Genomic DNA, 14065 nt, shown 5'->3' on the forward strand with positions numbered 1-14065 from the left:
GTTGCTCAGGTACTTAAAAAAAATATTTTATAATAGTGTTGCGGAATTAAGGTAAACGGAACTTGCATTTATAAAAACAAAGCTTGCAATTATAGTTTGGAATGAAGAAAAAGGAAGTTATCCAACCGGCAAAAAGAAGTTTGGTCTATATCAAAAGGAAGTTAGCTATTAATAGCCAACAGGGCAAGTAGGTATATATTGTAAATCAACTACGCCCAACAGAAAAAGATATCGCCGGTAATTAATCTGCAACATTCACTGATGTAGCTAATTACCGGCGAGCAATAGAAATCTATAATCAACTCATACCTATTCTACCATTCCTGGAAGCGTAAATCAGCTTCCGGATTCTGACGACGAATCAGTTCCTCGTCAACCTGATAAGTGACGCCACCTTTCGTGTACTTATAAGAAAGGGTAAACTTAGGCTGTTTCCCTACAAATTCCAATGATTCGGCTGCAGGATCTAATGTGGCGGATGCATCTGTGATAGCGACGCTTCCTCCGGCTTCAATATTGACGCTTCCATCCGGATTGACTGTCAGATTCACCGACTCATTGTTTTCCAATGTGTTTCCGAAACCCGGTCTGCGTACTTTGTTTCTACCTAACGAAACAAAGTCGCGGGTCATATTCTGACTCAAATCCTTGTTACTGTATTCAGTAACCTGCTGGGTAGACAAATTGGTAACTTTTCCTTTCACAAAGTAGGTACCATGATACTGGCTGACAAATTTGACAACTACAATACTGTAATCCTTCAAATTACCATTCACATCAGTACTAATTTCATCCTGATTATGATCGACCAACCGGAAAGGGATTGCATAGTGCTTGTTCAAAGCAGCATTGTCTTCATAGAAAGCATCGGAGAAAGTCACTTTCACATCTGCGATTGCCAGGTTCGGGTTGCTGATCGTCATCTTGTTCGGATTAGCCAACTGATAATAGTTTTCCGGCATTAGTGTCAAGCCCGTACCATCCAATAAAGACGGATCGATCTCGAATGTAGCCCAATCATCGGTATGCACCTCTCTTTTACCGCCAATAGCCACTCCTACCTTTATCGACATATCTGTATCGGCTACCAGTGTCCGCAAAGGTTTTTGCGAAGCAAAGTACACAGAACTCTCATCGTAGTCCTTTTCATAATCGTCATAACAAGCAGTCATCAGAACGCTTATCAGCCCTATCCATAATATATTTAGTCTTTTCATTGTAAATAAGTATTTATATCAACAGCACGTTATTCCCAACCCTGATTATTCATTAGATTCTTATTCTTTTCCAGCTCTGCATACGGTAATGGCATGAAATAGTTTTTCACTTCATATTTCCGTTGTTCCACTTTCTGTACTTTGAAGCTGAATGTGCCATCTTCATTGCGGGTAACGGCAACACCCTCCACCTCTTCGTTCAACGGTAATACCCAACGACGCATATCAAAATAACGATGATTCTCGAAAGTAAATTCCAAGCGACGTTCGTTCTGAATCAACTTTCTGAACGAGTCCTTACTTTGAGCCATTTCATCCAGATAAAGATCAAAATTGATACCCCCGGCTTGCGAACGGATTGTTTTCAATATTTCGTATGCAGAATACAGGCATCCTTCGGCTTTCACCGTCGGGTTGCCCCAAGCCTCATTGGCAGCTTCGGCAAAGTTAAGAAGAACTTCCGATTTCCGTAACAAAGGATTGTAATGAACCGAGTTTAACGTCTGAATCGGATTCAGCATAGCCGATTTCTTGGAAACGAATTTAGCCAGATAATAACCCGTACGTGTAGCATTCTCACTAAACGAAGGAGAATCTTTTCCACCCTCGGACATATCCAACGGCTGACCGGAATCGCCAAATGTAGCACTATGATAGTAGACATTCAGCGCAAAGCGATTATCCAGTACGGCATAAAGCTGCGTCAGATCGAAATCAGGATCAGACAGATCGACACCGGAACGAACATCGGTTGCCGGATAACCATTCTTCGCATAAAAAGCCTTTACCAGATTATGAGAAGGAGTGGCACGGGCACTTCCGTAGTAGAACGGCGGGAAATGAAGGCCTTCCAACAGGTTATTATTAAAATATCTGCGGAAAGCATAATCGGAACTTTCCGTCTGAACATCGGCAATGGAGGAAGCCGTAACAGGAACATAAGTTCCGAAACCTTCCATGCCCAGAATCTTATTGATCTCTTTGGCTACCGCTTCCCATTTTGCTTGGTAAACCGTAGGGTTCAGTATTTCGAATTGTCCCATGCCGGTGATCTTCGTCACGTCATCATCCTGCATGGCAGGGCTTGCGCTATATAAAAGCGCACGACTTTTCAGAACAGCTGCCGCCGCTTTCGTGGCACGACCGATTTGTGTATTACCGAACTCCAAGTCATCTCCCTGATACACGTTCGGCAATAACTCGATGGCATTATTCAAATCGTTGACGATAAAATCGACTGTTGCCTGATAAGTAGGACGAAGAAATTCACCGTTCTGCGCGGCCTCATCCTGCGAAATAAAATGATCTGCCAACGGAATACCCAACGCTTTTCCATTCTTCGCCTTTCCGCCGTACATCTTCAATAGCTCAAAATGCCACCATGCACGCAGGAAATACGATTCACCTTCCAGACGCAGCTTGATTTGCTTGTCCACTTCCGGGTCGGTGCGGTTGTACTGCACTTGGTCGGTTAAGCCGTTTTCGAGGAAAGAGTTTACATAGTTCAGCATGTTGTACGCATTACTCCAGTTTCCGATTGGGTTGTTAAACGCTGTCATCCCACCCATATTTAATTTATAGACAGAAGAGCTGCGCAGATTAGTCACTGCATTATCGGTAGCACAATCCAGAAAGTTATCTTCAAAACAATCCGGACGGTTGGCTATGCCATTATAAGCTTTATATAGTACGCCTTGAGCAAGTTCCGGCACTCTCCAGGTATCAGAGTCTCCGATCTGCCATGTCACCTTTGTATCCAATGTGTCGTCACAAGCACAAAAGAGAAACAGACCTGCTAAAACGCAACTTCCTAATATATGTTTCATATTGCCATCTATTAATTGTTCAAAATTAAAATACAAAAGAGACTCCGCCTGTAAAAGTACGTGTCACCGGATAGTTTGTCACACCGGCATTCAGCAATTCAGGATCCAAATCTTTCACGGAAGAAAGGACAAATAAGTTTGCACCACGAGCGAAAACCTTCATCTTCTTCACGACCGAACTTGGGGAGAACTGATTAAACGTGTAGCTCAATTCAACATTCTTCATACGGAAGAAGCTTGTATTCTTCAACCAGAAAGAAGAATTGCGGAAGTTGTTCTCACCGGCAGTGGTTGTCAGGCGCGGATAACTTCCGGTCGGATTGTTTGCCGGATGATAACGGTCTAATGCCAGTTTGGAGTATTTACCTTCTCCATTATTCCAGTAATAAGCATTCGTTGCCCAAGTGTGAACGCCCAGTTCGGAATATCCCTGAAGATACAATCCCCAGCCTTTGTAACTTACATTGAAATCGATGCCCAATGTAGTACGTGGGAATGAGTTTCCGAGTTCCTTTACGTCACGACCGTCAATGATCTTATCGCCGTTCAGGTCTTTGTAGGCGATGTCGCCTTCCTGATAATCGGCAAACGTCTGGGGGGCATGTCCGTTGATGGCTACATCTTTGCCAAATAATCCTTCGGCAACCAGTCCCATCATAGCATCGGTAGAACGCCCCACTGTATAACGGTATTCTTCACCATGTTTCACTTGGTTCCATTTCAATACTTTATTCTTAGACCATACGAAATTAGCTCCTACCGAATAAGACCAGTCGTTGATACGGTCGCTCCAAGTGAACATTCCTTCTATACCATGATTCAAGACGGAGCCCATGTTATCCTGGTAGGTAAAGTTGCCAGTATAATCCCCGTAAGAGGCATCAACAGAACCAATGATATCCGTATGTTTCTCACGGAAATAGTTTATTTCGGTATATAAGCGGTTGTTCAGGAACAGGCCTTCCACACCGATGTTCCATTCTGCTGCCTTTTCCCATTTCAGGTTCGGATTGCCTGCACGGACAAAAGTGGAATAGTAAGCCGTAGCACCGTTGTTCGTTGTTCCGAACCGGAAGCTGCCGTCTTGTGACCAGGCACGTTCATACAATAAATGTTCGGTGCTTCTGTCATATCCCAAGATACCAGCACTGGTTTTCAGTTTCAGGAAGTTCACGTATTCATTGTCTTTCAGGAAATCTTCATTGCTTAGAATCCAGGCAAGGCCGCCCGCTGCCGAGAAGAAGTATTTATTTCCCGATTTGAAACGGTTGCTTCCCATCAATGCCATGTCGGCTTCCACAGCATAACGGCGGTCATACATATAGTTTAAGCGCAATGCGTAGTTTGCATTGATGATGTCCTGGGTCACTCCCTGATTCGTTGTTTTCGAGTACATGTAAGTCAGCCGTGCCGATACATCATGCTTTTGGTTGAATGTATTCTCGTATGCAGCAAAGGCATTCCAACCCAATGTCTGTTGTAAGGTAGTCGACTTCCGACTCTGTGAAGTGGCTACATCTGTTTTCTTCATCTGGGTGTACATGATCTGTTCCTCACCGGCAAAGTTACGATATGTTTTGATGGCATACGTCGGATAGACTTTGCTCAAAGAGAGTTGCAGGTAATCATAGTTGTCGAAAGAAAGGAAAGCACCGGCTTTCAACCCTTTTGTCAGCATATCAAGATCGAATTTCAAACCGATATTGGTCTGGCTGCGTGTATAACGCTCATCCGTATATCCTCCGTACATTGTTTCCGCGTATGCATTCATCGGACGCAGCAGACTTGCGCCAAACAAAGGAATTCCGTCCGAGCTGGCTAGTCCGGTTTCTTCCGGTGACATAGTCAGCGGGTATTCATTCGGACGATGCGTAGACAGGGCCGTAAATACCTGACCACAGTCCAATTGCCCCCATTTACGCATTTCCATACGTCCGGCAACGTCTGCGGATATAGTCAGGAAATCCGTTACATTGAAGTCGAGGTTTCCGCGAAGAGTCAGACGGTGCAGTTGCGGAGTATAGGTAACGTCTTCAAATCCGCTACCTCCTACATATCCGGCAATCAGGGCATAACGCACTCTGTCGGTACCTCCCGTCATATCGAACGATACTTTCCGATAGTTGGCATTTTTGTTCAATAACTGATCGTACAAATCGACGTTCGGATACAATAGGTCATTGGCTCCTTTGGAGTTTTTATATCCTTCCAGTTGTTTCTGATTATAGTAAGGAGTCAATCCGTCATTTGCACGCGCTTCATTGTACAGATTAGCATACTGATAAGAATTCAGAAAATCAGGAGTACGCGTCATCTGTACCACACCTGCTTCGGCGGTTGCGTTATAAATGCGGCGGTTGGCCTTTCCTCTGCGGGTAGTCACCCAAAGTACGCCATTCGCAGCACGCGCCCCATAAAGAATCTTGGCAGTGGCATCTTTCAGCAACTCGATACGTTCGATTTCTTCAGGAATCAAATCCGCTGCCGGACGTTCCACACCATCGATGATAACAATAGCTGTATTCTCCGACATGCCATGCTGGCCACGGATAAATAAATCAGGCGTATTATTACCCAATCCGCTGACTGTGGAGCGAACTTGCAGACCTAACATTTTACCTTGCAGCATATTAGTCAGCGTCAAATCAGGGAACGTTCCGAACTGTCCGTTCTCCAGTACGCTCGTTGCGCCTACTTCATTCCCTTTATATGTCTTGCCACCATCGGCTCTATTCACCAACGATTCTTCGGTCAGGAACAGAGGCTCTTTCTTCAGGACAATCTTTTCAGGAACGATATTGCTGCCTGTCAGCTTATACACTTTATCTTCATATCCCAAAGCCTCCACCATGACGGTTGCGTCATTCTCGACCTTCGTCTGAAAACGTCCCTTTGCATCTGTATATAGAACGACTGCGCCTTCTCCACAAATGATAGAAACATTCTTCAACGGGCTACCTTTCTCGTCGGTAACAATAGAAACTACTTCCACCAAAGGCTTCTTCGCCGACTTTCTCTTTGATTTATTCTGTGCGAAAGTCAGGCTAGAGCCAACGATAAGGACAAATATGAGCCCTATCAGTCTTATATATCTAATCTTGTTTCTCATATACTTTTCTTTATTTTAGGTATCACCATCCGGGGTTCTGTTGAAGATTATCCAAAGCCGCCACTTCATCCATCGGTAGCGGATACCAATAATTACGCTTGTTAAACGTCCGCACGGCTGTCCTCACCGGAACATACTCGTAAGTAAAGTCGGTCAACTTATAAGTGCAGGCTTTTTCCACTTTCAACTGGTCGGCCGTATAAGAATGATTGATCGGGGTTGCTTTGACACCCATGATCGGATATTCACCCTTAAACAGGTCTTCAGCAATCATCCAACGGCGGATATCATACCAGCGGTGTCCTTCGAACATCAATTCCACACCACGTTCCCGACGATAAGCTTCTCTAAAATCCACTCCATCCGGTAGTTCGCCGATTCCGGCTCTTACACGGATTTTATTCAAAGCCTGACGGGCCGACATCGTACAACCCGTAACGACTGCATCCGGATCACCTGTCGCCTCGTATGAAGCCTCTGCCATATCCAGATAAACTTGCGAAACACGAATGTACACAGCCACCAAACGATATAATTGGAAACCAGCTTCGCCAAACAAAGGCACACTTGCTTCCGGCCAAATGAACTTCTTACACATATATCCGGTCTGTTGAGAGCCTCTCGTAAACTGATTGGTAGAAATGAAGTTCTCGGAGTAACCGCCCGAATAAGTAGTCAGATAATAAGGAACACCCTGTAAATTCTTTCCCCATTGCTCACCGGGCACGAGGATATTATTAGTGAAGCGAGGGTCTCTATCCGAGTAAGGATTGGTAGTCTTTACCGCATCATAACCGGAACGCGGATCAGTAATCGGATAGTATTTACCGTCGGCTCCCTTACGTTCGTACATATCTACCGCATTTTGTGTCGGAGCATTATAAGGAGTACCTTCGGCACCGGTTTTATTATCGTATGGTTGTGTCAGCCATTGCGCTCTGACGAAAGCAGACCAGTTGCCATGATGCCAACGCAGGAACCATAAATATTCCGGCTGTGCGAATTGATTGGAATTAGGCATTAGCTGAATACTACGATATTCGTCATGATTCATCAGGCGATAATATTCGTGACTTTCAATAGCATTGATCGCCTTTTGCGCACTACGGGCAGCTTCAGCAGCCATCTCTTTTCCATATCCTTTGTTTTCAATAGAATTCAAGTCGTTCTGCATCAAAGGGCTGGCAGCATAAAGCTGTGTCATCGCTTTTAATGCCATGGCGCTTACTCTGTCAGGCCGTCCATGTTCCTCGTCAGGCCAGCTTATAGGTAAATATTCAATGGCTTTATCCAAGTCAGTCTGCATCCAAGCATTGGATTCCTGATAAGTTTTACGGGGAAAGTCAAAGTCGTCCGATGCTCCCCAAAGCTGGTCAAAGATGGGCATTCCGCCATATCGTTTGATAATCTCAAAATAGAAGTAGGCACGCAGGAAATGGGCCTGTCCCAACAGTTTTCTCCTTTGGTCGTCTGTGATGGATTTCACTTGATCTACTCCGCTAATTACACGGTTCACGATACGAAGTCCGGTATAAGCACGAGAAATAGCACTTTTGAAATTCTTCCCATCACTTTTACTTCCTATTTCGAAACGTGTACCGGCATTCTCCAGCCAGTTACCTGCATTGACAAACTTCGACGGATCATTATCGCGAACGGATGCATATTCATCCGATAAATTACCTACCGTTACGTATGTATTCGAATAAGAGTTGATACCATGTGTAAAGATTAATATATCATCATTTTGAAAGATGCGGTCCATGAACCCTAACAAACTGCTATAATCTTTATAAACATCATCTTCGGAAAGTCCGTCATCGGGAGAGCGGTCCAGATAGTCCTCACAACTTCCTACAAACAACCCCAATAGAATGATCCATATCCAATTCAACTTATGTCTTCTCATATCAGTAAATTTAAAGTGTCTCATAATCCTAATCTAAAACCAATGTTATAACGTCTCACCACCGGATAAACATTCTGTCCCGAATGTTCGGGGTCACGGCGGGAATCACCTTTTGAGAACGTCAACAAATTGGTACCGTTGACATATACTTGCAGTTTTGTCAGACGTAAAGGCTGCAACCAACGCTTCGGAATCTGATAATTCACTTCCAGGTTCTTCAAGCGAAGATAAGCATGGTTGGTATATGTGTATGTACTAGCCACCGAATTATAACTTCTCTGAACATGAATACTGGGGCGAATCGGACCGCCTTGAATCGGAGCATCGGCTGTCCATGTATTCAACGTATTTGGTTGAGCCTTGATATTACCTTCCGGAAAATCCCATAAATAGGAAGGAATCGCTTCTTTATAAACGTCCATAGCACTGTACCACAACATATTGAATCCGATTCCTTTGTAAGAACCTCCCAATGTAAATCCGAGGGTAGTAGTCGGATAGTTCAGGTTTTTCATCGGAACCATATCCTTAGCATCAATCATGCCGTCACCATTATAATCGATGTAATACAAGTCTCCCGGAATCAATGTATTATGTGTACCATTGGCAATAGTGGACTGCGCCGAGTTATAAATATCATCCAATGACTGGAAGTTTCCTGTTGCCAGGTATTTATTCACATATCCGATTGACTTTCCGGCTTTTTTCAAATATTCGCTCTGATTCTTCGGGTCATCAATAAAGACAACACGGTTCTCACTGGTTGCAAAATTAAACTTCGCGTAATAATTAAACTTTCCGATACGGTCGTTCCAAGCAATATCCAGTTCAAGACCGTGATTTTTAGTCTTACCCAGATTCACCTGCGGAAAAGCAATACCACTATCGGCCCATGACGGAATCGTATTACGTGTCATCAAAATGTTATTACGCTTTTCATCGAACAAGTCCACAGTAAAGTTTAGTTTACCCCACAAACCTATTTCGATACCGATATTCTGCTTAATAGATTCTTCCCAAGTAGCATCGGGGTCGGCCAGTTTTCCTTCTTTGTACAAAGGTCCCCAGTTACTGGTCTGATATTTACCAAACTGCGCATTGGCAGATAGTTGCTCAAACTTCTGAATATAGTTGAAACGGGTAGCACCTTTATCATTACCAACTACTCCATACGAATAGCGCACTTTCAGGTTGGTCAGTACACCTTTGGTCAATTTCTTTACCCATGGTTCTTCACTGATACGCCAACCAATAGAGGCAGAGGGGAAGAATCCGAAACGGCGTCCCGGAGCAAATTTTTCCGAACCAGTGTAGGCACCGTTAAATTCAGCAAGATAACGCTCTTTGAAGTTGTAAGTGACACGGCCTACCCAGTCTTCTTCGTAAGCCGGGAAGTTCATCACACCCGAATTAGCAGTATTGGTTGATTCGTTCATCTTACGGTTAAACACAAATAAGGCACTTACATCGTGATCGCCAAACTGGCGACTATAATTCAATGCTAATTCGTAATAAAGTTTACGTCCGTAAGCCTTGAAACCGTCATAAACACCACCAACAGGCAAATCTCCGGGAGCATTTTCATCCGGATAGCGTTTCTCGGTATAATTATAAGTAATTGTTCCGTCAGCATTATAAATAGGATTGGCGTAATCATACACACGATTAATACGAATATGTGTACGTTGGGCAACCAAATCGTCTTTACCTAAAATCTTACCCGGCATGATCTGGGTAGTCCATGAAGAAGAAGTAGTGTAAGACAATGATGCTTTCAATGACAGTCCCTTTGTAATAAAGTCCAGCTTCTGATTCAAGATTACATCGTAGAAACCTTGATGTTGCTTAATATTACGACTACCTCCTTCGTTCATCAGACAGGCTATATTTTGATCGGAGCTTAACCCGTCTCCCCATATTCCATTACTATATTTAATCGGAAATTCATTACTTGGAGCCGTAAAGAACGTTTTAAAAAAACGTTCATCCGGAGAATCGACATTCTCATAATAAGACGGTTGGTTCTGATAACCCATCTTACCGGCCACATTGAACGAAAGTTTAGTAGTACTTGTGATATTGAAGTCGAAATTACTACGCCAGTTATAACGACGGTAAGAGAAGGAAGGATCGAAATCCTCTTGTTTGGTAGTATTAAAAATATCTCCGTCATGCAAATAACCCAAAGATACGAAATAACTCATTTTCTTCGTACCACCGCGTACATTAAGATTATAAGCCTGTTCATAACCTACATTCTTTACCAGTTCTTTCCACCAGTCCACTTCGGGAAAGACATCGTTATACGGACCGTAATTTCCGGTAGCATACGCATTTTCCCATGCGGTAATGGTAGATTCGGGAACCATTGCTCCCCAGTTACCATCATTAGCCTGGGCTCTGTTATATTGTTTCATAGAGGTCACATAGTCAGACCATTCAGGAGCAGCAGAAGGTTGTTTAAAACCGAAGTTAGCTGTAAATGATATTTCCGGTTTCTGTTCGAGTCCGCGTTTGGTTGTCAGCAAGATAACGCCGTTCGCACCTTTCACACCGTAAACCGCAGTTGCCGAAGCGTCTTTCAGTACCGAAATAGATTCGATTTCGTTCACATCTACATCGTTGAAGTCACGTTCGATACCGTCCACCAATACCAGTGGTTCCGCTTCTCCCCAAGTAGACTTACCACGAATCAATAAAGAAGCTTTATCGGCTCCCGGCTTTGAAGTGGAATTGATGGCAACCACACCCGGCATCTGACCTTGCAAGGCTTCGGAAACGGAGTTCACGCTACCTATCTTTAATAAATCATCTCCTTTTGCAGTAGCAATGGAACCGACACTGGATACCTTTTTCTGTACACCGTATCCAACCACTACTACTTCTTCCAGTGTCTCCGTATCTTCTCCTAAAGAGATTACTCCTAAAGTCGTTTTATTCTTTAAATCCAGTTCCAGAGTTTTATAACCCACATAAGAAATGACAAGTATGTCTCCTTTCGATGCCTTCACAGTAAAATTACCGTCAAAATCAGTAATCGTACCGCTTCCCGTACCTTTCACGCGAACACTGACGCCAATCATCGGTTCACCAGATACTGCATCCTTCACTTGTCCCTTCCAATAATCTTGTTGTGCCTGCACGTCCAGCGCACAAAACAAAAAGCAACAAAGACATAAGAAAGAAAAATAAAGTCTGTCTCTTTTCATAAACATTATTTTTAACTGTTAACAAATTCTTTATCTCAAGACACAAATTAAGCGGGAAAATCTTCAAATGAAAAGGAAGATTATCCTCAAAACTCGTACAAATGTGCAAAATAGATTTCTCTACTACATTTCTGAACAAATCATTTCCACATTGGCTTTATGACGTGCTCTTTGTCTACGGTGATGTTGTATATGCCATCGTTTCCTTTCTTCAGGATGAGCGGAACAATACGTGTTTTACGAGGGGACACGGTGGAATCTGAACGATGAACGTGGTAAACATAGTAATATTTTCCATCCAGACCTTTAAATACATCTCCATGTCCTGATCCGTTTTCTCCTACGAGGCTGCGATGAATGATCGGACTGTTCGGATGCTTTTTCCACGGACCGAAAGGGGAAGAAGCAGTGGCATAACCTACCGAATAGTCGATATTCATAAAATGATTGGCAGAATAGAAGAGGTAATATACCCCGTCCCACTTCATAACAGTCGGTCCTTCCATCACCGGTGCAGACTTATAGTTCGGAGTCTTTTCCCAAGGCTCCGTACAGTCCATACATTGTTTCAATGTTTCCGGTTTGATACTTCCCTTCTTTATGTCAAACTCGGCTACCCAAAGATAATTGCCTTTATTAAAGCGGACATGATACAGGTAGTATTTTCCATCATCATCCTTAAATAGGAAAGAGTCTATATTCTTAGCGGAAGCGTCTATCGGTTTGACTTCCTTCTGCCGGAAAGGACCGAACACCGATTTGGAAGAAGCGATCACCGTTTGCTCATTGGCGGTATAAGTGAAATAATAAGTTCTTTTATCCTTAAAGTATTGAGGTGCCCAGAAGCCTTTTTCACCGAAAGCTTGGTCTCCCTTTCTCAATATAAGTTGCAAATCTTTTCCATTAGGCACAGTCCAATGCTTCAAGTCGGTCGATTCGAGGATAGCAAAACCCTGCGGTTCCCGATTGCGTGTACCTGTGAGATAATACTTTCCGTTCTCCACAAAGATAGTGGGATCGGCAAAGAATATTTCTTTCCATGAATCCGCCCATGATTGGGTGATAGATACACATATCACCGCTAATATGAAAATTACTTTTTGGATAGTCTTACATTCTTTCATAAACATATTTCTTACGATTTATTTTATAAAACCATTTATTGAGCCAATTCCCAAACCAAACGAGGCTTCTCTCCTGAAAGATCCCAAATAGACTCATCCCATTGAAGAGCCTTTACTGCTGCCATAAGAGTAGGTATGGTAGAAAGTCCGTTATAACGGTCAGCACCATTAACAGTTGCCGAATAATTTGGAACTACCTCATCTACTATTGCAGGTGTATTAGCTGAAAAACGGCACTCCATATTCGGATTGGCATAACAATTATTTGCCTCATTTTTATCGAAACGTCCGCATACTCTTCCTGATTTAGGTGCACCATTCGAATATAAGGAAGAATTCCAAGCCACACAACGTGTCACTGTTACTCCTGTTCCTTTATTGGCAAGTCCCAAAATGCCTCCTACTTGATTTTGAGCAGCAATTTCACATTCAGAGTAACAATGTGAGATGAGCGCTGTTGGGCTCGGCTCTACAAGTCCTGCAATACCAGCTCCGGGATTCGGAGGTGTAACATTAGGATAGGACTTAGCCACTCCTGATGAATAACAATGAGTAACAGTACCCTGAAACATCCTGCTTACAATACCACCAACACATGACTTTGTGATAATATCTCCTACAAAATAACATTGAGTAATAGTAGCGCCTCCTTTTGCTTCTCCACAAATACCACCAGCAGACCATGTAGCATTAATACTCATTTCTGAAGAACATTGATAGATTTTACTTTCCGCTCCTTGAATTCTTCCGCATATACCACCAGCTTGTCCATTCTCCCAAGCAGTCGGTCCTGTTCCTGAAGTCAGATTTATCGTACCAGATACCCGTACATTTTCAACAACTCCTGCCGCTGAAGCATTTCCAACATGTCCGGCAAGAACTCCTGTCAACTTTTGATTGGCTGTAATCTGCGCATTTTCAAAGTTTATATTGGAACACTTACCAACCAACAATCCAAAGAATCCCTGATTAACAGAAGAGGAAGTATTTACTTTCAGATTACGAATCGTATGGCCGCCTCCATCCAATACAAGTTGTTTGGAAACCGAGGTCTCTATCGGTTGCCAGTCTACACCTTGCAAATCAATATCATTCTCTATCTTGGCATAGATCGTCTTACCATCTTTGAGTTTCTCTCCGAGAGTTATCAAGTCGCTCGTTGTCGCCACGGTATAAGGGTTGTCGATTTCTCCCTGTTTCTGTTGCAGGAAGAAAGTCATTGTACTTTTCTCTTGATTGACTGCAAGATCATCGGAAACCAGTTTCAAACCGAGAACGTATTTCTTTGATCCGTCAAGCGTACCTAAATCATGGAAGCGCAAATTTACCATACGCAGGACATCGTCCCCCTTAAAATTAAAATTACTTCCATCCAGATCATAATATTCCACAGGTAAGAGGTGATATTCTTCACCAAACTCTTTGGCATCGACAACAGCCAATTCCGCCTTTGCTTCTTTTTCGCAATGGCTTTTCTCCACCATAATGTTATATTGGTATTCCGGCTCATCCAGATATAAATCATATTTGCCTGTCTGATAAAGCGACAAGGTAATATTGGAATAGGTAACTTCAGCCTTTTCCGGCTGTGTCAGATCCATGACTTCACCACATGATATCAACGAAAACACCATTAATGACGCTACAATAGGAATGTATCTTTTCATAATA

General features: G+C 43.1%; 7 protein-coding genes. All 7 read right to left on the reverse strand.

Annotated elements, in window-relative coordinates; all coding sequences use genetic code 11:
* Nucleotides 1-314 precede the first annotated feature (314 nt).
* Nucleotides 315-1217, reverse strand: a complete 903-nt coding sequence (locus DW862_RS20370) for a BT_3987 domain-containing protein (protein ID WP_004307748.1) — start codon at nucleotides 1215-1217, stop codon at nucleotides 315-317.
* Between the two features lie 29 nt (nucleotides 1218-1246).
* Complete coding sequence (locus tag DW862_RS20375; RefSeq protein ID WP_004307747.1) at nucleotides 1247-3043, reverse strand: RagB/SusD family nutrient uptake outer membrane protein; 1797 nt, start codon at nucleotides 3041-3043, stop codon at nucleotides 1247-1249.
* A 25-nt stretch (nucleotides 3044-3068) separates the two neighbouring features.
* Nucleotides 3069-6152: a SusC/RagA family TonB-linked outer membrane protein gene (locus tag DW862_RS20380; protein WP_004307746.1), complete on the reverse strand. Its 3084-nt coding sequence runs from the start codon at nucleotides 6150-6152 to the stop codon at nucleotides 3069-3071.
* A gap of 22 nt (nucleotides 6153-6174) precedes the next feature.
* On the reverse strand, nucleotides 6175-8061 hold the full coding sequence (locus tag DW862_RS20385; protein ID WP_032855758.1) for a RagB/SusD family nutrient uptake outer membrane protein: 1887 nt from the start codon (nucleotides 8059-8061) through the stop codon (nucleotides 6175-6177).
* Between the two features lie 20 nt (nucleotides 8062-8081).
* The gene (locus tag DW862_RS20390; RefSeq protein ID WP_008023524.1) at nucleotides 8082-11270 is read right to left on the reverse strand and encodes a TonB-dependent receptor; all 3189 of its coding nucleotides are present in this window, start codon (nucleotides 11268-11270) and stop codon (nucleotides 8082-8084) included.
* A gap of 140 nt (nucleotides 11271-11410) precedes the next feature.
* Nucleotides 11411-12394, reverse strand: a complete 984-nt coding sequence (locus tag DW862_RS20395; protein ID WP_118408732.1) for a glycoside hydrolase family 43 protein — start codon at nucleotides 12392-12394, stop codon at nucleotides 11411-11413.
* Nucleotides 12395-12429: 35 nt separating this feature from the next.
* Nucleotides 12430-14061, reverse strand: a complete 1632-nt coding sequence (locus tag DW862_RS20400) for a DUF1735 domain-containing protein (RefSeq protein ID WP_120070121.1) — start codon at nucleotides 14059-14061, stop codon at nucleotides 12430-12432.
* Nucleotides 14062-14065 lie beyond the last annotated feature (4 nt).

Source organism: Bacteroides sp. AM37-9 (assembly GCF_003603455.1).
GTDB classification, from domain to species: Bacteria; Bacteroidota; Bacteroidia; order Bacteroidales; family Bacteroidaceae; genus Bacteroides; species Bacteroides xylanisolvens.